Genomic DNA, 22,917 nt, shown 5'->3' with positions numbered 1-22,917 from the left:
GTCTCTGAATGAAAGTAACACTGCCCACTTTTGGCAAGGCCACTGTGCTGGTCGTCGGCGATGTGATGTTAGATCGCTATTGGTATGGCCCAACCAGCCGTATTTCCCCGGAAGCGCCGGTGCCGGTGGTGAAAGTGGATACCATTGAAGAGCGTCCAGGCGGCGCGGCAAACGTCGCCATGAACATTGCTGCGCTCGGTGCAGCATCACGGCTGATTGGCTTGACCGGCGCCGATGATGCCGCGCGCGTGTTGAGCGAAACCCTGCAAAAGGTCAACGTCGACTGTGATTTTGTGGCGGTACAAAGCCATCCAACCATCACCAAATTGCGCGTGCTTTCGCGCAATCAGCAGCTGATTCGCCTCGATTTCGAAGAGGGTTTTGAGGAGATTGATCCGCAGCCGATTCACGATCGTATGCGTCAATCGCTGACGCAAGCGGGTGCGCTGGTGTTGTCTGACTACGCCAAAGGCGCGTTGAACAGTGTGCAGACCATGATTCAACTGGCGCGTGAAGCTAAAGTGCCGGTGCTGATTGATCCTAAAGGCACTGATTTTGAACGTTATCGCGGTGCAACGCTGCTGACACCGAATTTGTCTGAATTCGAAGCGGTTGTGGGTAAATGCAAAACCGTGGAAGAGATTGTCAGCCGTGGCATGCAGTTAATCGCGGATTATGAGCTCTCCGCGCTGTTGGTAACCCGTTCTGAAAACGGTATGACGCTGCTGCAGCCGGGCAAAGCGCCGCTGCATCTGCCTACGCAGGCGCAGGAAGTGTATGACGTGACCGGTGCGGGCGATACGGTGATTGGCGTGCTAGCCGCGGTGCTGGCGGCTGGTGACAGCCTGGAAGAAGCCTGTTTCCTTGCCAACGCTGCTGCTGGCGTTGTCGTCGGTAAGCTCGGTACTTCCACTGTCAGCACTGTTGAGCTGGAAAATGCCATTCACGCCCGTCCGGAAACGGGATTTGGTGTGATGACCGAAGCGGAGCTGAAAGCCGCTGTTGCGCTAGCGCGTCAGCGTGGTGAGAAAGTGGTGATGACCAACGGCGTGTTTGACATCCTGCACGCTGGCCATGTTTCTTACCTGGCGAACGCGCGCAAGCTGGGCGATCGCCTGATTGTCGCTGTTAACAGTGATGCCTCAACTAAGCGTCTGAAAGGCGAAACGCGTCCGGTCAATCCGCAAGAAAACCGCATGATTGTGCTGGGTGCGCTGGAAGCGGTGGATTGGGTGGTGCTGTTTGAAGAGGATACGCCACAACGTCTGATTGCGGGAGTGCTGCCGGATCTGCTAGTAAAAGGCGGTGACTACAAGCCGGAAGATATTGCGGGAAGCAAAGAAGTGTGGGCGAACGGCGGTGACGTGCGCGTACTGAACTTTGAAGATGGCATCTCAACCAGCAACATCATCAAAACTATTCGCAGTCATTAAGTGTGAATAGGCGGGAGGAAAACTCCCGCCAATGAGCTTACTGCGGAGTATCAATTTTCCCAGCGGGATCTGGCGTGACGATCGCCGGCGCGGGTGCCGCTGGACTTTCACTTTCTAACTTCGCCAGGCGCTGTTCCAGCGCAGCTAATTTCTCGCGCGTGCGCAGCAGTACCTGCGTCTGCACATCAAACTCTTCACGATTAACCAGGTCCATGCGCGTCAACTGCGCCTGCAATACCTGACGGATTTTCTTTTCGACATCATCGCCAAAATCGCGAATCCCTTTCGGCATCGCTTCATGTACCTGGCGAGCCAGTTGTTCAATTTTTTTCGTGTCGATCATGATTATTTCCTGGTTACGGTGGCCGATAGCTGCGCGTGTTCGGACTCAATAGCTATTAAGTGTAATGCCTGAAACGAAAAGGTTAAACCTGAAATCCGCAACGCAGGAAATGCAAAAGCATTTGCACTTTTGTCGATTGCCCGACCAGATGATTGGCGTTATAGTTTGTTCGCTTATTCTCAGGGCGGGGCGAAATTCCCCACCGGCGGTAAATCAGCTCTCGCTGAAAGCCCGCGAGCGCTCTCACAGTAATGTGAGAGGTCAGCAGATCCGGTGTAATTCCGGAGCCGACGGTTAGAGTCCGGATGGGAGAGGGTAACGACATCAGCCGGGCTTTGCCCGCGTCACGTTTTTGCCATGTGTTTTGTACGCACTCCTAAGCACGCCCTGGTTCTGGTAACTCATATTTTATAAGGTTTTTTTACCATGAATCAGACGCTTCTTTCTGAATTTGGCACGCCTGAACAGCGTGTAGAGCGCGCCATTGATGCGCTGCGCAACGGCCGCGGTGTAATGGTGCTCGACGATGAAAATCGTGAAAACGAAGGTGACATGATCTTCCCGGCAGAAACCATGACCGTTGAACAGATGGCATTAACCATCCGTCACGGCAGCGGTATTGTGTGCCTCTGCATCACCGAAGAGCGCCGTCAGCAGCTTGAGCTGCCAATGATGGTGGAAACTAACACCAGCGCTTACGGCACCGGTTTCACGGTGACAATTGAAGCTGCAAGCGGTGTGACCACCGGCGTTTCTGCCGCCGATCGCATCACCACGATTCGCGCTGCGGTGGCTGATGGCGCGAAGCCTTCAGACCTTAACCGTCCGGGCCATGTTTTCCCGCTGCGTGCGCGTGAAGGCGGTGTTCTGTCACGTGATGGACACACCGAAGCGACTATCGATCTGGTGACGCTGGCGGGATTTAAACCTGCAGGCGTATTGTGCGAATTAACCAATGATGATGGCAGCATGGCGCACGCGCCAGAAGCGATCGTGTTTGCTAAGCAACATGATATGCCGGTCGTCACCATTGAAGATTTGGTGGCGTATCGCCGTCAGCGTGAAACGCGTCACGCCAGCTAACTGAATTAATACAGAAGAAAGAGGCCGGATAGATATCTATCTGGCCTCTTTTTTTTGTTTTAACGATTGGCATAAAACACGTGATTGCCAATTACTACTGTACGCTGAAAGGTATGACGCCAGGCCGGTTTAGCATGATGTGCATGGAAAAAGGTCGCGCCTTTCGTTACGTCCTGTAATTCCCCTTCAACAATCTTCTGTGCCAGCTTTCTGGCGCGTTGCCAGCTTTTATCTTCATGTGGTGGATAACGATAAGGATGCTTTTTGAGAGACGTCCAGGAGAACTGCTTAGGTGCATACACCACAGGGCAGATCTCTTTGACATCCCAATTGGCGCGGTTCATGGTCACCGTACCAACGGCTATTTGTCCTTTAATCGGTTCGCCACGCGCTTCATGGTAGATATTCATCGCCAGGCACAATATTGCTCCCTGAATTAACATAAATTCCAACTCATCTTTCTAAAACCGAATGGAGTTTAAGAAGTAGATTGATTGGATGTAACAAGACTGGTCTCGCTCGGTCTTAGGTGCGGGCTATATCACTGATACCCAAGAGGCGCGCGTGCAATATTAAGACCTAACCTGTGTCGAATTTATCCGCCCTATATCATTCAAATTCTCTGACAGAGACCATCATACTTATCAGCGTTAATCCCCCAGCGAAAGCGCGTATCGTAGCGGTTAACAAAGCGACACTTCGTCAAAGGATTAATCATGAGCACTACACGCATGCCTGCGCTGTTCCTTGGTCACGGCAGCCCGATGAACGTACTGGAAGATAATCGTTATACCCAAACCTGGCAGCAATTGGGCGCAACCTTGCCGCGTCCACGTGCGATTCTCGCGGTTTCGGCGCACTGGTACACACGCGGCACGGCGGTGACGGCGATGAATAATCCGCGCACTATCCATGATTTTGGTGGTTTCCCACAGGCGCTATTTGATGTGCGCTATCCCGCGCCAGGATCGCCAGAACTGGCTCAGCAAGTGATGAATTTACTGGCTCCGATCGCCGTTCATGCCGATCAGGAGTGGGGTTTTGATCATGGTTCCTGGGGGGGGCTGGCAAAAATGTATCCCGATGCCGACATCCCAGTGGTGCAACTGAGTATCGACGGCACTAAACCTGCTGAATGGCACTACGCCTTGGGGCAAAAGCTGGCGTCATTACGATATGAGGGTGTGATGATCGTGGCCAGCGGTAACGTGGTGCACAATCTGCGTATGCTGCGCTGGCAGGGCGCAGAAACCGCGTATCCGTGGGCGGAGAGCTTTAATCAGTTTGTACGTGAGAATCTGGATTTCCACGGTGAGGCAGCAGATCACCCATTGGTAAACTTTATGCAGCATCCGGATGCACAGCTTTCGAACCCAACGCCTGAACACTATTTACCGCTGCTCTATATTCTTGGCGCGCGTGCCGCTGATGAAGCGATCAGCATTCCTGTGGAAGGGATGGAGTTGGGGGCGATCAGCATGATGTCAGTGCAGATTGGCTAATGCGCAAGGCCGCCCGAAGAGTGCGGGCGGCACAGCCTTTACTCAACAAAGGTATGCGGATAGAAGCGCGACAGATCCTGCGTGATCAAGGCACGATCTTCGCGTAAGCCGATGCCCGCAGGTTGATCGTCAATCAGCCAACTGCCGATCAAGGTATAGCTATCACCAAATTTCGGTAGCTGATAGAACTGCTGGATAATCATGCCTTCTTCGCCATACGGACCATCGGCGCGGGCGATCTCCTGACCGTTTTCAATGATACGAATATTGGCACCTTCGCGTGAAAACAGCGGTTTCACCACGTACTTATCCATCTGCGGCGCGTTCTTATCATCGGCAAAGTAAGCGGGCAGCAAATTGGGATGATTAGGGAACATTTCCCACAGCAGCGGTAACAACGCTTTATTGGAAATGATGCTTTTCCAGGCCGGCTCCAGCCAACGCACGCCCGCATCCGCCAGCTTGGTGGAAAACACTTCGCGCAGCATGAATTCCCACGGGTAGAGCTTAAACAGATTGCTGATGACCTGATCGTTTACGTCGGTAAACTGGCCTCTTTCACCCAATCCAATCTCGTCAATATAGAGAAACTCGCTCGGCAAGCCGGCTTCAGTGGCGCAGTCCTGCAGATATTGCACCGTGGCGCGATCTTCCTCAGTATCACGGCAGCAGGAGAAGTGTAGCCAGTTGAAACCGAACTGCTGATGCAGCGTGGCGAAGCGCTCAATCAGCTTCTCTTGCAGGCTGTTGAACTGGTCGCTGCCCTGCGGCAGATTGCCCGCTTTGACCTGGTCTTCCAGCCAAATCCACTGAAAGAAGGCGGCTTCATACAGCGAGGTTGGTGTATCAGCGTTGTTTTCCAGCAGCTTAGCGTCACCTTTGCCATCCCATGCCAGATCGAGGCGCGAATAGAGCGAAGGCTGGCGCAACTTCCAGGAATCACGCACAAAGTCCCAGGTGTGCTTAGGAATACAGAAACGGGTGAGCAGCTCGTCACTGTTCACCACTTTTTCCACCGCCTGCAAAGACATCTGGTGCAGTTCGGCGGTGGTATCCTCAAGCTGTTCAACCTGCGCTAGCGTGAATTGGTAGTACGCATCTTCACACCAGTAAGGTTCGCCATACATGGTGTGAAACTGAAAACCATACTCCGCGGCTTTTTCACGCCAGTCTGGACGTTCGGGGATTGCAATACGTTGCATGCTGCGGCTTAGCCTCCCAGCGAGCGGCTGCCGGTGCCAGAAGCACTGCTGCGCTGCATGGTGTTTTGTTTTGCCACGCTGTCACCAAAGCCGCCACGCGTAATGGTGGAAGTGGTCGCGGGTTTCGGCGCCATTGCTGTTTTCGGCACGTTGATGGTGCGGCCCGATGTGGCATTACCGTAGTTTTTACCCGCAGCATCAACAAATTTACCGTTTGCCGGGCTGTTCGGATTTTTTGGCGAGAACAGGGGCTGCTGGGCAAAGCCTGCACCACCGCTCATCATGCGTCCCATCATGTAACCGGCCATCAACGGCATCCAGAAGCTACCGCTTTGCTGAGCTTCAGCATTGTTTGCGGTGGTGCCTACACCCGCTTGTGCAGGCGTTTGCTGGCATTGGTTTTCACCAAACTCAGCCACACAATCTTCGCGTGTAGCGTATTTTGGCGCGGTACGTTCGGCTTCTTTCTGTGCGTTGTTATACGCAGTGGTACATTGCGCGCTCTGGCCTGGATTGGCTTTGGCGCAATCATCCGCGTTTTGATAGAGCGACACCGTTTCGTCACTCTGCTCGCAGCCTGCCAGCATAAACACTGCGCTAACGGCAAAGGCGACTGGCGTTAAGTGGCGTGCCTGCCAGCTTTTACGAAAAGCGGCATGGCGAATATTTTTCGTCCGTTTCATTATTTTCATCCTGTGCCCAAAGGTGGGGTAAGGATAGGGGATGAGCGGTGGAAAATGAAGCGCGAAGCCAGATGGGGAAAGGATCTTTACGTAGCTATACGATTGAATGCGAAAGGGGCCGCATACGGCCCCCTGGGGAATTAATTACCGAATGGATTTCCGCTGCTGCGTGCGGCAGCTGGACGGGCTTGTGCGGCAGTTGAAGGCGATGAAGCTTTCGGACCGTTATCCACACGCGCGGCCTGCTGGTTATTCTCCGGCGCCACCACTTCAGGTGTTGTGGTGATCTCTTTGCCCAGCGTGCTGTTCAGCTGCTGCAGATCCTGCTCGTTCAGCGTACCCAGCGCATATTTGATATTCAGCTGGTTGATCAGATAGCTATAACGCGCATCAGAAAGCTGCTGTTTAGCATTGAACAGCGTGGTGGTCGCATCCAGCACATCGACGATGGTACGCGTACCGACCTGATACCCGGCTTCCATCGCATCCAGTGAGCTTTGTGCAGAGACAACGGCCTGCTTATAAGCATCAATGCTGCTGATTGAGGCATTCACGTTATTGAATGATGAACGCACCGTCTGAACCGCGCTACGATGCGCGCCTTCCAGCTGTTCGCTGGCCGCGACATAGTTGTACTGCGCCTGTTTCACCTGCGAGGTGACCGAGCCGCCGCTGTAAAGTGGCATGGTGAAGCTCAAGCCAACCTGGTTAGAACCTGTGATGGAATCGGTGCTGCCAGTGCTCTGATTGGCGCGACTGCCACCATATTTGTTGTTCGACATACCGGTTGAGGCGGTCAAATCCAGCGTCGGCATGTGGCCGGTTTCAGCTGAACGAATCTGCTCACGAGCCAAATCCTGGCTCAGTCGCGCAGAGAGCAAGGTCAGGTTGCGGCTTTCCGCTTCTTTCAGCAGGCTGGCCACAGCATCTGGACGCGCGGTTTTGAAACGATCGATATTCAATGAAGCCAGCGACAGATAATCCATGCCGGTAATCTGACGCAGCGATTCCACCGCATTATCGAGGTTGTTACGTGCGGTCACTTCGTTAGCCAGCACGGTGTCATACTGTGCACGGGCGTTCTGCACGTCAGTAATCGCGACCAAACCCACGTTAAAGCGCTGCGTGGTTTGATCCAGTTCGCGGTAGATAGATTGTTTCTGTGCTTCGGTGTAAGAAAGCGTGTCGATTGCCTTTAACACGTTAAAATAGGCAGTCGCCGTGTTAAGAATCAGGTCTTGCTGAGCAACCTGATAGGTAACATCCTGAATACCGGCCTGTTTTTCCTGCAGCGACAGCGCACGCCATTTCGACATATCGAAAATAGTTTGAGTTAATTGCAGAGAGGCGCTGGTCGTGTTGGAATGAAGTCCGCTGCTGTCACGGTAGCCATTGTCATATTTGTAATCTGCGCCCAAGCCTAACTGCGGCAATAATGGACTACGCGCTTCATTGATTTTCTCAAATGCAGCGTCGCGGTTAGCGGCAGAAGATCGCAGATCGGGGTTGCTAAGGCGCGCCTGCTGATAGACCTGCAACAGGTTTTCTGCCTGGCTGGCAAGGCTGAATCCGCCCAGAGTCAGCCCAATAAAAAGTGGGAGCAGTTTTTTCATTTGCATTCCTTTTGTTGCAGCAAAATGCACTGGTAGTGCTGCAGGTAAGCCAAAAAAATAATCGCCGATTCTACAGAGGCGGCGTCAGAGATAAGTTGGCTGAACGTGCCTTCTTCCCCTAATTTACGTAAATAATTCAAAAAGAACCACTCGGACGGAGCGGTAGACTTGGCTTTTCTTTGCTCCATCCCAATCTGCATAAGGAATCAGACGATGGCGAGTGAAAAAAAATCCCCTGTGACTTTCACAAAAAACGATGTAGAAATTATTGCACGCGAAACGCGTTACGATGGTTTTTTTTCCATCGTCAGCTACCGTTTCCGCCACCGTCGTTTTAATGGCGAAATGAGTGGTGAAGTGGTGCGCGAAGTTTTTGAGCGCGGACACGCCGCCGTGCTGCTACCCTATGATCCCTTGCGTGATGAAGTGGTACTGATCGAACAGATCCGCATTCCCGCTTTTGATTCCAGCCCAACGCCCTGGCTGCTGGAAATGGTGGCTGGCATCATCGAACCTGGCGAAACACCAGAAGATGTCGCACGACGTGAGGCGGTAGAAGAGGCTGGCCTTAAGGTTGGCCGCGTCAAACCGATAGTGAATTACTTAGCCAGCCCCGGCGGAACGTCTGAACGTTTATCGGTGCTGGTGGGCGAAGTGGATGCCAGCCTGGCAGAGGGAAATCACGGGCTGGAGGAAGAGAATGAGGATATTCTTGTCCATGTGGTGAGCCGCGAACAAGCTTATCGCTGGGTGGAAGAGGGGATTATTGATAACGCGGCATCTGTCATCGCCTTGCAATGGCTGGCGTTGCACCATGAAAAACTACGACAAGAGTGGAAGCTAAAATGAAACAGCGCTATACCCCTGACTTTCCCGAAATGATGCGCCTGTGCGAAACCAATTTCGCCCAGCTGCGTCGCCTGCTGCCGCGTAATGACGAGGCAGGCGCATCGGTGATTTATCAGGTGAATGGCGCCAGCTATCAGCTCACCATCGAAGAATCGACGCGTTACACCACGCTGGTGGAAGTGCGTCAGGTGGCGCCCGCAGTGAGTTACTGGAGCCTGCCTTCTATGTCGGTGCGGCTCTACCATGATGCGATGGTCGCTGAAGTGTGTTCCACTAAACAGATCTACCGATTTAAAGCGCGCTATGATTATCCTAATAAAAAACTGCATCAGCGCGATGAAAAACATCAGATTAACCAGTTCCTTGCGGATTGGTTACGTTACTGCTTAGCGCATGGCGCTGTGGCAGTACCGGTTTGCTGATAGCGTAAAAAGCGCAACGATGGCGTGGAGATTAAGGAAACGCTTTGGATAGCCTGCTAACTCTTCCTGCGCAAGATGGGTCTGATATCAGGATTTTACAAATCACGGATACCCATCTTTTCGCCGGAAAACATCAATCGCTGCTTGGGGTAAATACCTGGTCGAGTTTTGATGCGGTACTGGATGCTATTGAAGTACAACAGCGTCAGTATGATCTGATTATCGCCACTGGCGATCTCGCTCAGGATCACACCGTCGAAGCTTACCAACACTTTGTAGCAGGCATTAATCGTCTGCCAAAACCTTGCGTCTGGCTGCCGGGAAATCACGATTTTCAGCCGGCAATGGTGGATACGCTGGCCGACGCGGGCATCAAATCTGACAAGCACGTTCTTTTGGGCGATCACTGGCAACTGGTGCTGCTCGATAGCCAGGTATTTGGTGTGCCACACGGCATGTTGAGCGAGTACCAGCTGGAGTGGCTACACACCGCACTTAGCAAGTACCCGGAACGCCACACTTTGGTACTGCTGCATCATCACCCGCTGGCTTCCGGATGTACCTGGTTAGATCAGCACAGCTTGCGCAATCCGCATCAGCTGGAAGCGGTACTGCAGCACTTCCCACGCGCACGCAATCTGGTGTGCGGCCATATTCATCAGGAGCTCGATCTCGACTGGCATGGTCGCCGCGTGATGGCTTCACCATCAACCTGCGTCCAGTTCAAACCGCATTGCACTAACTTCACCATTGATACGCTGGCGCCGGGCTGGCGTTGGCTTACCTTGCAGCCCGACGGCTCGCTGCAGACCGAAGTGAACCGCCTGCAAAGTGACATGTTCCGCCCCGATCTTGATTCCGAGGGCTACTAAGCAATGGCGGCGCTGATCTATCTGCATGGCTTCAACAGTTCCCCGCAATCGGCGAAAGCCACGCAGCTGCAGCAGTGGCTCAACGAACAGCATCCGCATATTAATGTGATGGTGCCGCAACTACCGACGTTTCCGTCTGAAGCCGCCAGCATGCTGGAAGATCTGGTGATGCAATATGCCGGTGAACCGCTGGGATTGGTGGGATCGTCGCTGGGCGGCTATTTTGCTACCTGGCTGTCGCAGTGTTTTATGTTGCCAGCGGTGGTGGTTAATCCCGCCGTACGGCCGTTTGAGCTGCTGGTGGATTACCTCGGCGAAAACCGTAATCCCTACACCGGCCAGCAATATGTGTTAGAGTCTCGCCACATTTACGATCTGAAAGTAATGCAGATTGACCCTCTTGAAGCGCCCGATTTACTCTGGCTGCTGCAACAAACCGGCGATGAAATACTCGATTATCGCCAGGCGCTGGAGTATTACAGCGCATGCCGCCAGACGGTTGAAGAGGGCGGCAATCATGCCTATATCGGATTCGAACGCCATTTCGCACAGATCGTTGATTTTCTGGGATTAAACGCCCAGTGACCTTGCGAAGTGGGGCCATTTTCCTATTGCTAATCAGACATTTACGATGAGCCAATCAAGCTATAATGCCGATGCCATTGAGGTCCTGACCGGCCTTGAACCGGTGCGTCGTCGTCCGGGGATGTACACCGATACCACGCGCCCGAACCACCTGGGCCAGGAGGTGATCGATAACAGCGTCGATGAGGCGCTGGCCGGTCACGCTAAACGCGTGGAAGTCATTCTTCATGCCGACCAGTCGCTGGAAGTTATTGATGATGGTCGTGGCATGCCAGTGGATATCCATCCGGAAGAAGGCGTGCCAGCGGTTGAGCTGATTCTTTGTCGCCTGCATGCGGGCGGCAAATTCTCCAACAAAAACTATCAGTTCTCAGGCGGCTTGCACGGCGTCGGGATCTCGGTGGTTAACGCCTTGTCGAAGCGCGTGGAAGTTACCGTGCGACGTAACGGCGAAATCTACCAGATTGCCTTCGAAAATGGCGACAAGGTGCAGGATCTTACGGTTACCGGCACCGTCGGTAAACGCAATACCGGTACCAGCGTGCACTTCTGGCCAGATGAAAGCTTCTTTGATAGCCCGCGTTTCTCGGTTTCTCGTTTATCACATCTGTTAAAAGCCAAAGCCGTGCTTTGTCCGGGCGTTGAAATTGTTTTTAAAGACAAGGTCAACGACACCGAACAAACCTGGATGTATCAGGATGGCCTGACCGATTACCTGTGTGAAGCGGTTGACGGCTTACCCACGCTGCCGGAAAAACCCTTTGTGGGCAGTTTTGCTGGCGATGTGGAAGCGGTGGATTGGGCGCTGCTGTGGCTGCCGGAAGGCGGAGAGCTGCTAACAGAAAGCTACGTTAACCTGATCCCAACCATGCAAGGCGGCACGCACGTCAACGGCTTGCGTCAGGGCTTGCTGGATGCCATGCGCGAGTTTTGCGAATACCGCAATATTCTGCCGCGCGGCGTGAAGCTGTCGGCAGAAGATATCTGGGATCGCTGTGCATACGTGCTGTCGGTGAAGATGCAGGATCCACAGTTTGCCGGTCAGACTAAAGAGCGCCTGTCGTCGCGTCAGTGTGCGGCATTCGTCTCCGCGGTGGTCAAAGATGCCTTCAGCCTGTGGCTGAATCAAAACGTGCAGGCGGCTGAAATGCTGGCCGAGCTGGCAATCTCCAGCGCGCAGCGCCGCATGCGCGCCGCGAAGAAAGTGGTGCGTAAAAAACTCACCAGCGGCCCGGCGCTGCCGGGCAAACTGGCTGACTGCACCGCACAAGATTTGAACAAAACCGAACTGTTCCTCGTCGAAGGGGATTCTGCGGGCGGTTCCGCCAAGCAAGCGCGCGATCGTGATTATCAGGCGATCATGCCGCTGAAAGGTAAGATCCTCAATACCTGGGAAGTCTCTTCGGACGAAGTGCTGGCCTCACAGGAAGTGCATGATATTTCAGTGGCGATCGGTATCGATCCTGACAGCGAAGATCTGAGCCAACTGCGTTACGGCAAAATCTGTATCCTCGCGGATGCGGACTCCGATGGTCTGCACATTGCCACGCTGCTGTGCGCGCTGTTTGTGAAGCATTTCCGTACGTTGGTGCAACACGGCCATGTGTACGTGGCGATGCCGCCGCTGTATCGCATCGATCTCGGCAAAGAAGTCTATTACGCCCTGGATGAAGATGAGAAAGAGGGCGTGCTGGACCAGTTGAAGCGCAAGAAAGGTAAGCCGAATGTGCAGCGTTTTAAGGGCTTGGGTGAAATGAACCCGCTGCAGCTGCGCGAAACCACGCTTGATCCGAATACGCGTCGTCTGGTGCAATTGACGATAAGTGATGAGGATGTCGACCAAACCCTACGCGTGATGGACATGCTGCTGGCGAAGAAACGCTCGGAAGACCGCCGCAACTGGCTGCAAGAGAAAGGCGATTTAGCCGACCTCGAAGTGTAAAAAAACAGGGACGCCGCGGCGTCCCTGTTTTATTGCTGCTGTAATGCCTGTTTAACCCGCGTAATAACCGTGCTCCACGCTTCATCCTGCCCGCGCCCAAACAATCTCATTTGCGGATACCACGGCGATTCATCGCGATTTTCCAACCAGCGCCAGTCTCGCGCCCAGGCGGGAAGTAATACCCAGCAAGGTATCCCCATCGCCCCCGCTAAGTGAATCACCGACGTATCTACACCAATCACCAAATCCAGTTGTGAAATGACCGCGGCGGTATCCTGATAATCAGTGAATTGGGCACCAAGCGGCTGTATGTGTGGGAAGTCAGCGATTTCCTCTTCACCTGCACCTTTTTGCAGGCTAATCCAGTTGATATCAGGCAGGTCAAATAAAGGTGCAAACTGTGAAAGGTGCGCAAGCGATCGTTGGCTATCATTCTTATGCCCGCTAGAGCCTTTCCATACGATACCAATTTTTTTCCCGTTCCCCTTAATCGGCCACCTCGCCTGTTGTTCTACAGAGCTAAACAGATAGGGATGATGCGCGCTAAAGGGCTGTGTTGAGTTGAGGAAGTGCTGCGGTAAATCCAGTAGAGAGCACCAGTAATCTGCCGGTGGCAACGTGTGTTGTACATCTTCCCGTGTCAGATAATTATCGAGGTGCGGCAGCGTAACCATCAATGATTTTAAGGACTTGCTACCCAGCATGTTCACTTTTACCGCATGCTTCTCAGTTTTAACGCGTGTGAGATAACGACAGAACTGAATTTCGTCCCCCATGCCTTGCTCGGTCCGTACCAACAGCGTTTTGCCGCGCAGATCCTCTCCTTGCCAGTAGCGAATAGGGAGTTTCGGTAAGGTAAAGAAGCGATCGGGATTATCGGACGCATAACGCGCCTGATAGTTAGACCAGCCAGCAGCGAAGTTGCCTTGTTGTAGCTGAACCATGCCGAGCGAATTTCGGCAACGTTGATCGGCGTCACGCACTTGCAGCACTTGCTGCATCTGACTTTCTGCTTCTTGTAGCTGGCCCATGTGCGCTAGCAACGTACTTATGCCATAGCGGGCTTCGGTATAATCAGGCTGGCTCTGCAGCGCCAGTCGATACTGATCTAAAGCAAGGTGATAGCGCTGCTGTTTATGCAGCAAAATAGCGTAGTTATTGTGACAGGCGGCATAGCCCATATGTGATTGCAGCGCAGCCTGATAACAGGCTTCCGCCTCGCTCCAGCACCCGGCGTCATAATGGGTTAGGCCAAGACCGTTGAGTAATCCCGCATCTTTTGGCGCAAGTTTTAGCGCCCGCTGATAATAGCGCTGCGCCGTATCCAGATCGCCGTTGCGCCGTGCAAGCCGTGCGGCTTCATGAAGGAACCAGCCATCGTAGGGAGCAAGCGTCAGGTGCGCCCGAATCTTACGCCAGGCTTCTTCCTGTCGCCCTTGCTGCAGCAACTGGGTTACCGCTTGTTGCTGACGTAAATCGTTAGCCACCCGAGGTTTATGGCGCATTGTGATATCCTGCCGCTAATAAGGTGGCGTAATTTAAGCCAAAAGTGTCAGAAACCGCGCTAAGACAGGTCTCGATCTTTAAGGATGGGAATTTGAAAATAACACTGGAAGAGTTACGTGCCTGGGTTGCGGTGGTGGATACCGGATCAATCACATCAGCTGCGGAGCAGTTAGATCAAACCAGCTCTGGCGTGAGCCGTGCGCTTAGCCGGCTGGAAGGTAAGCTGCAAACCACCTTAATGCATCGCACCACGCGTCGCCTGGCATTGACCGAAGAGGGGCTGATTTTTCTCGATCATGCGCGGCAGATTCTGGCGTCGGTTGAACAGGCGGAAGAACTGATCGCGCAGCGCCGGGACATTCCTTCTGGACGCTTACGCGTCAATGCCAATACGCCTTTTACCCTGCACGTCATTGTGCCGCTGGTGGCGGAGTTTCGTCAGCGCTACCCGCTGATTCAGCTGGAATTAAACACCGACGATATTGTGATCGATCTGCTGGAGCAGCAAACGGACATCGCCATTCGCATCGGCGAACTGCGCGATTCGACGCTGCGTGCGCGTGTGCTCGGAAGCAGCGCCATACGCCTGTTAGCCAGCCCAGATTATCTTGAAAAGTTTGGTGTACCGGAAAACGTTGATGCACTGGCGAACCATCAGCTGTTGGGGTTCAGTCAACTTGATGTACACAACGTCTGGCCGGTTTGGCAGCGCGAAGGCGAGTTCCTGCGCATCAAACCTACGCTGTCCGCCTCCAGTGGTGAAACATTGCGTCAACTGGCTTTAGCTGGGCAAGGTATCGTACGTTTATCCGATTTTGTCAGCCGTGAAGATCGCGACAGTGGGCGTCTGGTACAGGTTTTAGCAACGGAAACCCGTGAACAGCGTTTACCCATCCACGCGGTCTATTATCGCAATCAATCCCTTACCTCGCGCATTACCTGTTTTCTGAGTTTTTTACGCGAAAAAATTCAGGAAAATCATCTGTTATAGTCTTGTTCCTGCTCAATAATTTACCCTTCATCTTCATATCTTTATTTATAAAAACGCTTTAATTCATATAGTTAATTAACTAATAACTTTTCTGTCAATGTTGGGAAATTTTTTCTTTCCTAACGGGACGTTTCTTATGTCTCGGAAATCTCTCTTTCCCGATTATGTCGCTCACTTTGAGCCCGCACAGGTGGGTTAAGCCAGGGAGATTGCTGCGTTTGTACGCAATCGCACAATCAAAATCTAATGTACGGAAGGGATTAAACATGAACGTTTCGCCCGTGAGTGTTGCGGTTATTGATAAAAAAACAATAACGAAAGCGGAAGCATTGCGTGTAGGTAAAGACGGTAAAGCTGCAAAAGTTCAGGCTATTACCAACGGCAAATATTTGCTGACCCAAGGTAATGACGGCGTTGCACCAGAAAACATTACCGTTAAGCGTGTCGGGAAAGATCTGCTGGTGATGCTGGAAGGATCCGACGCCAGCGAACCCGATCTGATTATCGAAGACTTTTTTGCTAAATCAGGTGCTTTAGTTGGTAAAGCTGAAGATGGCGCGATGCATGAATACGTCGCTACCGATGGTAATGCCGATCACGATGCTGCCGCATTGGCTGATGGCGAAACCACCGCATTAGCGCTTGGAGAGAGCACGGTTGATACCGATTCTGGTTTCATGCTGGCCTCGGGATTTGAATGGTCTCCGGCGTTGATCGCTTTAGGCGGATTGGCGGCTATCGCTGCGGCCGCCGGCCTGGGCTACGTGGCAGCCAAAGAGCAATATCAGGATAAAAACGCTCACGAAAACGGTAGCAGCGATCAAAATGGTGGAGACAACGGGAAGGGCGGTGATGACGGCGGTAAAGGTGGCGGCGACAGCGGCGGCGGCAATGTAAACGTCCCGGTAGTTAACGGCCTGTATGACGACGTAGGCAGCATTACCGGATTGATCGCGAAAGGCGGCCGTACCGATGACACCACGCCGACACTGAACGGCACGGGCACCAAAGGGAATGTCATTGAAATTTGGGATGGCAGCACAAAAATTGGTGAAACCACGGTTGGTGAAAACGGCACATGGTCCTTTACACCCGGTAAAGCATTGGGCGCCGGTAGCCACAGCATCACCACACGTGAACGCAATGAAAGTGGCGTAGTAGGCGATTCAAGCGAGGCCTGGAGCTTCGTTATCGATCTGACCGCCCCTGCCAAGGGCACCATTGGTAGCATGGTGGATGACAGCGTAAATCCGCCGAAAGAGATCGTGAAAGATGGCATCACCAAAGACAACACGCCGACGCTGGCGGGTAAGGCCGAAGCGGGCGCTACCGTTGAAATCTGGAAAGATGGCCAGTTGCTGGGCACTGCCAAAGTAGACAGCGAGGGTAACTGGACCTACACCAGCCCGACGCTGTCAGAGGGTAAACATGATTTCAGCATCGTCGTCGTAGATGAAGTCGGGAATAAATCGCTGCCTTCCGAAGCCTGGATTATCGAGGTTGATACCGTAGCACCAGAAAATAAAGGCATTGGTGCCATCGCTGATGATGAAGGTAAGTTGATTGAAAATGGTGGCGAAACGCAAGACAGCACACCAACCTTCTCTGGCGTCGGTGAAAAAGGCGACATCATTAAAATCATTGATAACGGCCAGGTTATCGGCAGCACCGTTGTCGATGACGAAGGAAAGTGGCAATTCACCCCAGAAAAAGCCATTGGTAATGGCGATCATGAATTCCAGATTATTGAAGTGGATCCAGCAGGTAATGAATCTGCGCCTTCAGAAAAAGTCATTATCGAAATTAACGATCCGAATAACCCTATTGATCCCGGCAAGGAAGTGATTCCGAATCCCGATGTACCGGTAACTGGCGCGGTTGACGACGTGTATCGTGATGAAATGTTGGATAACGGCGAAAAGTATTTCATCGGCAAACAGCCTATTGCTAACGGCGATGCGGTGAATGATTCAACGATTTTTGTGGGTGGAACCGGCAACGCGGGCGATATCGTTTATATCTGGCTCAGTGGGAGCAGTAACCATTATTACCTCTCCTCTGTCGTAGATGAGAACGGGAAGTGGAGTATCGCCACGCCAGAGTTATCTGATGATGTTTACAAGATTGAAGCGGCATTTAAAAATGCTGAAGGCGTAGTAACAGCCAAAACCGAAGCTTTTGAAGTTGAGATCGATACGATTCCACCGGAACCCATCGATCCGGGCGATCTCTTCCCTGATTTACTCAGCCATGTTGAATTATCTGAGCTGCTCTCGGCAAACGGTGACACGTTATTCAATGAAGCGCAGGAAGAATCTGCATTACTCAATAATATTGATGAAAGCATTTTAAGTAATATGGTTTTCGATGCGGATATTAAGAGTTCTGCAGTGGACGGCGTGATGTCTCTCGATATTACAGCTTTGAAGGATTTAGATATTCATTATTTATCTGAATAATTATCACATCATTGCGATTAATAGAATAAAAACAGGCGTCGTCTGGCGCCTGTTTTCTGGAGTTATAATGAAACTTAAAAAATATGCTATTGCCACGGTGCTTGCGTCATTGTCCATCAGCGCAACTCTCCAAGCGCAATCGAATTTTGGCAAAGCCTGGCAATCCATGCCGGCAGCGGCCTCAGAGCAAACCCGCATCGTTTATTATCGAGCTACAGACGATAATAATAATAAAGCAGCACACATCTATGTTGATGGCGAATTCCAAACGGCATTATTAACCGGCGGCTACACGGTGTTTTGCCTGAAACCGGGTGTACATTCGTTAGGAAGTTATATCGATGATGCGCCAGGTTATCAGGGCAAGCAGCAACAACCATGGCGCGATAATCTGGCGGCGGGCAAAACCTATTATATCATTGCCAGCCTTGACGGTTCCGGCCGTCCTCTGGTGATGGATAGCGAACAGGCTCAGCAGCAATTAGTGGGAACACGTCAGCAAACTCATTTGCTTTCCCGCGCGTCAGCGGTGGTGCCGTGCAAGGCTGGAACTACACAGTCTTATGATAATTATGAGTTTTCATCGGATTTGCTGTTTAATTTTGGTAGCGCGAACAGTGCCGATATTTCCGCTCAGGGTCATAGCGCCATTCAACAATTTGCAACCTTGTTGAAAAGCAAAAATAAAGCCGATCAGCGCATTATCGTCACCGGCTTTACCGATCCGATTGGGGAGGAGGAAAGCAACATCAAGTTAGGCCAACGCCGCGCGGATGCAATCAAGAAATTATTGGTTAATAACGGGCTCGCGAGTGATTATATTCAATCGCAAAGTATGGGTGAAAGCCAGGTCACTGCGCAGTGCGCGGGCTCCCTGAAGCAGCAGAAAGCATGCTATCAAGGCGAACGTCGTGTAATTATCAGTGTAGAGAATAAATAGTTTTATCACTTTCTAAAAATTAACCAATGGTCTGATTTTTTATAATTTAGGCCATTTTTTTCAACTTCACTTTACAATTAATGATTCTATTAAAAACCATTAATTAAGACATGTCCTGTGTTGGTTATTTCACTAACTGGTCGAGAATGCTTGCGTTCCGGGAGGAAACCGGAACACGAATCTAAATATTTAAAGGAATATATTCATGGCGAATAACAGCATTAATGAAATTAAAGAAATGAAAATCAGTACTATTACCGACAAAAAATTTGGTTGGAAAGATAAACAAGTCGATCTAAAAGATGCCGGTGGTCGTGTTGAGATTCTTATTGATGGTGTGGTTTACAAAGCACCTATCGATGAAAATGGTAAGTGGTCATTTACACCGCCAACGGGCTGGGACGAAGGCTTACATACCGTGCAGTTGATCACCATCGATAAAGCGGGTAACCGTGCACCACCAACGTCCTTCATTGTAAATCTGGATACCCAAGCTCCAGAAGCGCCAGAAATCTGGCGTGTGGTAGATAACACCGGTAGTAATAAAGGTAATTTGAATCCGGGCGAAATTACCGATGAACACAAGCCTGTCATTTCAGGCGTAGCGGAGCCGGACGCGATCGTTTACCTGTATGACAACGGTGGAAAAGATCCGATTGCTTCAGTCAAAGCTAATAGCATGGGGGCATGGACCATTACTCCAGAATTGGCTGATGGCGAACACAGCCTGACCGTAGTGGCTAAGGATGCTGGCAAACATGAAAGCCCAGTCTCAGCGCCATTCATTGTGAAAGTTGAAGCGGGCGCAGTAGTGATGGCCGAAGGCCCAACTGCAGAGTCGCAGCCGTCTGAGGATGCGACTGCAAATACCAATAATTTTGGTACTCATGGTAATGCTATTGAAAAATATACCAATAAAAGCTTTATCGAGATATCACCTAAAGTCGAACCTTTCGCACAGGTTCAAATTACGCTGAACAATGAAGTGTATCTTGTTACCGCAGATAAGGATGGCAATTTACATTTCAAGTCTGATGAACTGCCAGATGGGACCTACTACTATCAGACGCGTGTTCGCGATAGCGCTAATAACTGGGGTCCCGCTACCTCAATCATTCTGCATGTCGAAGCAGGCGCTCCGGAAGCACCACAGATCCTGCGCGTCATTGACGACGAAGGTAATGTTGATCACTTAACTTCGGGTCAATACACTGATGATAAAAACCCAACGCTGTCAGGCGTGGCTAAACCGGGATCGCTGGTCTTCATTTACGGCGTTGATTCAGCACCGATCGGCAGCGTGACCGCTGGCGGTGATGGACGTTGGACCTTCACACCGGAACTGACCACGGATGATACCTATATCTTCAACGTAGCGTATCAGGATCGCTACGGTCGTATGAGTCCGAAATCAGACAACTTCATCCTGAAACTGGATGCTACTGCACCTGAAGCGCCTTCACTGGAAGGTGTTTACGATGACGTAGGCCGCGTAACCGGTCAGCTGAAATCAGGCGATACCACTGACGACACCACTCTGTCGCTGTCGGGTAAAGCGGATGCCGGCTCCATTGTACGTATCTGGGATGGCGAAAAATTAGTTGCAACCGTTATTGCCAACTCACGTGGTCAATGGTCTTACGAACTGGATGTGGCCGAAGGCAAACATGCGCTGCGCGTAGATTCCGTCTCCAAAGGTGGTGCTGCTTCTACTCCATCAGAAGAGTTCATTGTGATTGTTGATACCCAAACGCTGCCTCCGGCACAGATTGAAGAGATTGTCGCCAACAACGGTGCAGAAGAGCGTCCACTGGTGAGCGGTGATGCAACCAACGATGACACCCCAGTGCTGCGCGGTTCAGGTGAAGAGGGTGAAATTGTTTATGTTTACGATAAAGACAAAGTCATTGGTTCTGCTGCCGTAGGCAAAGATGGCAAATGGGAAATCGAGCTTGATCCACTGGTAGAAGGTTCTCATGAGCTGAAGATCAAAGTCGAAGATCCAAAAACTGGCAAAAGTTCAGACTTCTCAGATCCGGTCACCATCGTGGTGGATTTAACTGCACCTGAAAAACCGGTCGCTCCGGGCATTATCGACAACACCGGTGATGAGCAGGGCGTCATCCAGCCAGGCACGCCAACTGACGAAACCCAGCCGGAGTTCACCGGTGGCGGTGCAACGCCGGGTGACGTTGTGGAAATCATCATCATTGATAAAGACGGCAAAGAGCAGGTCATTGGTAGCGGCGTCGTTGACGAGAAAGGTGATTGGACAGTCACCCCAACCGATCCAATCGGTGATGGTGATTACGACGTGGTGGTTGAAATTACCGATCCGGCGGGCAACACCTCCGATCGTTCCGATCCAATTGAACTGATTATCGATACCAAAGTGCCGGACGAAATCACGGACTTCGAATTGTGGGATGACGTGGGCGTCATCACTGGTCAGATCCTTGATGGCGGCATCACTGATGACAAATCACCAACCGTACGCGGTACCGGTGAAAACGGTTCTAAAGTCATTATCTATGATGGCGAAAAACAGATCGGTTCAGCAACCGTAGTTGATGGTAAATGGAGTATTGATCTGCCTGCCCTGACGGAAGGTGCGCATAATATCCGCGTTCAACCTGTCAGCGCTTCAGGTGTGAAAGGCCCTATCAATGACGGCATCAACTTTGATGTGGATCTGACCGCACCACAGGCTGGTACTTACACCGGTGGTTCATTCCTTGATGTAGAAGGTTTTACCCGCCCGATCGGGTCGGATATCAACGGTCGGGTCATGAAGCTGAACGGTACCGGTAAAGAAGATGGCACCGTGGTAGTGGTCTATGGCGATGCGGCTCGTACTGAAATTATTGGCAGCGCGGTGGTGACCAACGGCAAATGGACGCTGGATACCAATGAGCTGGCTGAAGGCAGCTACCATATCTCCTTCGGTTACCGTGACGCGGCGGGTAATGAAGTGGCCGGTGAAGAATCGTTCGATGTGAACGTCGACGTTACTCCACCAGAGCCTATCGATCCAGGCGACCTGTTCCCAGACTCATTCAACGAAGCGCTGATGAGCATGTCACTGACGGATATTCTGTCCATGAGCGATGACTCGTTATTCATCGACAACGGTAAAACGCAGTTGATGATTTCGGATTCTGCGCAGGAAGTGACCTTGCAAGACATCCTGCCGGAAGGTGAAGACGTGAATAACTGGAGCCAGGCAAATGGCACCGTAACCGTGGCAGGCGTTGAATATAACGTTTACCAGAACAACGGTGGCGATGCTGAAGTGATGGTTCCACAGCACCTGCTGCAGGAACAACAGCACTAATTTCTGATTAGCTGCGAAACAAAAGCCCCGATCGAAAGACCGGGGCTTTTTTATGCATAATGATGAACGAGAAAAAATCGGCTTACTTAGCCGGTTCCAGCACCAGGATCTTCACATCAACCACTTCATCTTTAATCAACGCGCGATGTGCATCCATGTGTGGCATCTGCTGATGCTGCTCCAGATGACGCAGTGATTCCCACAGCTCCAGCATGAAAATGGAATCGGGTGAATTCTGTTTCCAAGGCACTTGCGCCTGATGATCAACTAACGCGTCATATTGATGACAGCCATCTTCTTCCAGCACGGTAGGAATCAGCTGGTTAATCGCATCCAAAACCACCTGGCGACGGCCCGGTTTGACACAAATCTCTGCAACGACGGTTAACATAATGCTTCCTCTTTTCCCTGGGTGCTTACAGTTAAGCAAAGATCTGGTTGAGATGAGTCCGATAACGTTCGATATCGCGCGGTACGTCCGGCATTTTAATTACATCGTTACAGATAAAGGTCGGTAAACCTTCCATGCCGAGGAACTGGTTGGCCTTATGGAAGTGCAGATACAAACCGTCCACGCCCACGCCTTCAAAGAATTGCTCAGGATCGTTAAAGGCTTCCAGCGGAGCGTTCCAGGTCAATGACAGCATGTATTTCTTACCTTGAATCAGGCCGCCGGAGCCGTATTTTTTACCGGCATCGCTGCGTGTGCGGCCATCGCTGGCATACAGTGAACCGTGACCTTCGGTGAAGACATCATCGATATACTTTTTTACTGTCCACGGCTCGCCCATCCACCAGCCTGGCATTTGATAAATCACCACATCGCTGTCGAGGTATTTCTGCACTTCTTCTGCCACGTTGTAGTCGCTGTCAGCAATCGTTACCTGTACCTGATGACCAAGATCGCGCAACTGGCTGGCTGCGACGTCAGTTAAGGTATGGTTCAGTTCGCCTTTCGAATGGGCGAAGGTTTTGCCACCATCGATAATTAAAAAGTTCATGTCATCCGCTCCGTTTCTCGTTGATGCCGCACACTCTACGCGCGCGCAGCAGCGAGAAAAATGCGTGATTGATCACAACACTTTTGCTAATAAAGCAATAATACGCAGGGTTATGAAACAATCCGTGAGCAAACCAACATCAACTCCCATAAAAGAA

The 22,917-nt window shown here is 51.6% G+C and carries 21 protein-coding genes and 1 riboswitch; of the genes, 12 read left to right on the top strand and 9 right to left on the bottom strand.

The window, feature by feature from the left end:
* Positions 1 to 8: 8 nt before the first annotated feature.
* Positions 9 to 1,433 carry a bifunctional D-glycero-beta-D-manno-heptose-7-phosphate kinase/D-glycero-beta-D-manno-heptose 1-phosphate adenylyltransferase HldE gene (gene hldE, locus ACYAC5_RS16560; protein WP_222185383.1) on the top strand — a complete coding sequence of 475 codons (1,425 nt, stop codon included), beginning with the start codon at positions 9 to 11 and terminating at the stop codon, positions 1,431 to 1,433.
* A gap of 37 nt (positions 1,434 to 1,470) precedes the next feature.
* Here hldE and ubiK read toward each other — a convergent pair whose 3' ends face one another.
* A complete protein-coding gene (gene ubiK, locus ACYAC5_RS16555; protein ID WP_110867312.1) occupies positions 1,471 to 1,776 on the bottom strand; it encodes a ubiquinone biosynthesis accessory factor UbiK in 306 nt (101 codons plus the stop codon).
* 171 nt (positions 1,777 to 1,947) lie between these two features.
* Positions 1,948 to 2,097, top strand: a riboswitch (FMN riboswitch).
* Positions 2,098 to 2,202: 105 nt separating this feature from the next.
* Between ubiK and ribB the strand changes: the two genes are divergently transcribed.
* On the top strand, positions 2,203 to 2,859 hold the full coding sequence (ribB, locus tag ACYAC5_RS16550) for a 3,4-dihydroxy-2-butanone-4-phosphate synthase (RefSeq protein ID WP_312464405.1): 657 nt from the start codon (positions 2,203 to 2,205) through the stop codon (positions 2,857 to 2,859).
* Between the two features lie 59 nt (positions 2,860 to 2,918).
* On the opposite strand, the gene ACYAC5_RS16545 is transcribed toward ribB, so the two are convergent.
* Complete coding sequence (locus ACYAC5_RS16545; RefSeq protein WP_110867311.1) at positions 2,919 to 3,302, bottom strand: cell wall hydrolase; 384 nt, start codon at positions 3,300 to 3,302, stop codon at positions 2,919 to 2,921.
* Positions 3,303 to 3,575: 273 nt separating this feature from the next.
* On the opposite strand from ACYAC5_RS16545, the gene ygiD reads away from it, so the two are divergent.
* Positions 3,576 to 4,361, top strand: coding sequence for a 4,5-DOPA-extradiol-dioxygenase (gene ygiD / locus ACYAC5_RS16540; RefSeq protein ID WP_462062037.1), 786 nt, complete (start codon positions 3,576 to 3,578; stop codon positions 4,359 to 4,361).
* 38 nt (positions 4,362 to 4,399) lie between these two features.
* Here ygiD and ACYAC5_RS16535 read toward each other — a convergent pair whose 3' ends face one another.
* The 4 genes from ACYAC5_RS16535 to ACYAC5_RS16520 all read right to left on the bottom strand — a co-directional run bounded on the left by ACYAC5_RS16535 (position 4,400) and on the right by ACYAC5_RS16520 (position 8,047).
* The gene (locus ACYAC5_RS16535) at positions 4,400 to 5,563 is read right to left on the bottom strand and encodes a glutathionylspermidine synthase family protein (protein ID WP_192412128.1); all 1,164 of its coding nucleotides are present in this window, start codon (positions 5,561 to 5,563) and stop codon (positions 4,400 to 4,402) included.
* An 8-nt stretch (positions 5,564 to 5,571) separates the two neighbouring features.
* Positions 5,572 to 6,246, bottom strand: a complete 675-nt coding sequence (locus tag ACYAC5_RS16530) for a DUF1190 family protein (protein WP_061720467.1) — start codon at positions 6,244 to 6,246, stop codon at positions 5,572 to 5,574.
* 140 nt (positions 6,247 to 6,386) lie between these two features.
* On the bottom strand, positions 6,387 to 7,859 hold the full coding sequence (tolC, locus tag ACYAC5_RS16525; protein ID WP_462062036.1) for an outer membrane channel protein TolC: 1,473 nt from the start codon (positions 7,857 to 7,859) through the stop codon (positions 6,387 to 6,389).
* The gene (locus tag ACYAC5_RS16520) at positions 7,856 to 8,047 is read right to left on the bottom strand and encodes a hypothetical protein (protein ID WP_225614418.1); all 192 of its coding nucleotides are present in this window, start codon (positions 8,045 to 8,047) and stop codon (positions 7,856 to 7,858) included. The genes tolC and ACYAC5_RS16520 overlap by 4 nt, the downstream gene beginning before the upstream one ends.
* A gap of 25 nt (positions 8,048 to 8,072) precedes the next feature.
* On the opposite strand from ACYAC5_RS16520, the gene nudF reads away from it, so the two are divergent.
* The 5 genes from nudF to parE are packed head-to-tail and all read left to right on the top strand — an operon-like array spanning position 8,073 to position 12,529.
* A complete protein-coding gene (nudF, locus tag ACYAC5_RS16515) occupies positions 8,073 to 8,708 on the top strand; it encodes an ADP-ribose diphosphatase (RefSeq protein WP_101762996.1) in 636 nt (211 codons plus the stop codon).
* The gene (locus ACYAC5_RS16510; RefSeq protein ID WP_008103400.1) at positions 8,705 to 9,130 is read left to right on the top strand and encodes a DUF1249 family protein; all 426 of its coding nucleotides are present in this window, start codon (positions 8,705 to 8,707) and stop codon (positions 9,128 to 9,130) included. Before nudF ends, ACYAC5_RS16510 begins: the two co-directional genes overlap by 4 nt.
* 44 nt (positions 9,131 to 9,174) lie before the next feature.
* Positions 9,175 to 10,002, top strand: a complete 828-nt coding sequence (cpdA, locus tag ACYAC5_RS16505) for a 3',5'-cyclic-AMP phosphodiesterase (protein WP_192236279.1) — start codon at positions 9,175 to 9,177, stop codon at positions 10,000 to 10,002.
* Positions 10,003 to 10,005: 3 nt separating this feature from the next.
* Positions 10,006 to 10,587, top strand: coding sequence for an esterase YqiA (yqiA, locus tag ACYAC5_RS16500; protein WP_101762998.1), 582 nt, complete (start codon positions 10,006 to 10,008; stop codon positions 10,585 to 10,587).
* A gap of 46 nt (positions 10,588 to 10,633) precedes the next feature.
* On the top strand, positions 10,634 to 12,529 hold the full coding sequence (gene parE, locus ACYAC5_RS16495; protein ID WP_101762999.1) for a DNA topoisomerase IV subunit B: 1,896 nt from the start codon (positions 10,634 to 10,636) through the stop codon (positions 12,527 to 12,529).
* A 29-nt stretch (positions 12,530 to 12,558) separates the two neighbouring features.
* Here the strand turns inward: parE and ACYAC5_RS16490 are convergent, their stop codons facing one another.
* Positions 12,559 to 14,034, bottom strand: a complete 1,476-nt coding sequence (locus ACYAC5_RS16490; protein WP_462062035.1) for a glycosyltransferase family 9 protein — start codon at positions 14,032 to 14,034, stop codon at positions 12,559 to 12,561.
* Between the two features lie 92 nt (positions 14,035 to 14,126).
* Here ACYAC5_RS16490 and ACYAC5_RS16485 point away from each other — a divergent pair, with 92 nt between their 5' ends.
* The 4 genes from ACYAC5_RS16485 (at position 14,127) to ACYAC5_RS16470 (ending at position 21,759) form a co-directional block, all read left to right on the top strand.
* Positions 14,127 to 15,026 carry a LysR substrate-binding domain-containing protein gene (locus ACYAC5_RS16485; protein ID WP_192412124.1) on the top strand — a complete coding sequence of 300 codons (900 nt, stop codon included), beginning with the start codon at positions 14,127 to 14,129 and terminating at the stop codon, positions 15,024 to 15,026.
* A gap of 266 nt (positions 15,027 to 15,292) precedes the next feature.
* Positions 15,293 to 17,485: an Ig-like domain-containing protein gene (locus ACYAC5_RS16480; RefSeq protein WP_462062034.1), complete on the top strand. Its 2,193-nt coding sequence runs from the start codon at positions 15,293 to 15,295 to the stop codon at positions 17,483 to 17,485.
* Between the two features lie 67 nt (positions 17,486 to 17,552).
* On the top strand, positions 17,553 to 18,425 hold the full coding sequence (locus ACYAC5_RS16475; protein WP_137386547.1) for an OmpA family protein: 873 nt from the start codon (positions 17,553 to 17,555) through the stop codon (positions 18,423 to 18,425).
* A gap of 205 nt (positions 18,426 to 18,630) precedes the next feature.
* Positions 18,631 to 21,759, top strand: coding sequence for an Ig-like domain-containing protein (locus tag ACYAC5_RS16470; protein WP_462062033.1), 3,129 nt, complete (start codon positions 18,631 to 18,633; stop codon positions 21,757 to 21,759).
* An 82-nt stretch (positions 21,760 to 21,841) separates the two neighbouring features.
* On the opposite strand, the gene ACYAC5_RS16465 is transcribed toward ACYAC5_RS16470, so the two are convergent.
* Positions 21,842 to 22,150 carry a putative quinol monooxygenase gene (locus ACYAC5_RS16465; RefSeq protein WP_210081107.1) on the bottom strand — a complete coding sequence of 103 codons (309 nt, stop codon included), beginning with the start codon at positions 22,148 to 22,150 and terminating at the stop codon, positions 21,842 to 21,844.
* 31 nt (positions 22,151 to 22,181) lie between these two features.
* A complete protein-coding gene (locus tag ACYAC5_RS16460; protein ID WP_192412121.1) occupies positions 22,182 to 22,760 on the bottom strand; it encodes an NAD(P)H-dependent oxidoreductase in 579 nt (192 codons plus the stop codon).
* Positions 22,761 to 22,917 lie beyond the last annotated feature (157 nt).

Source organism: Pantoea sp. y20 (assembly GCF_054903455.1).
The sequence above is the reverse complement of the archived record's forward strand: the minus strand, read 5'-3'. Positions and strand labels throughout refer to the sequence as shown.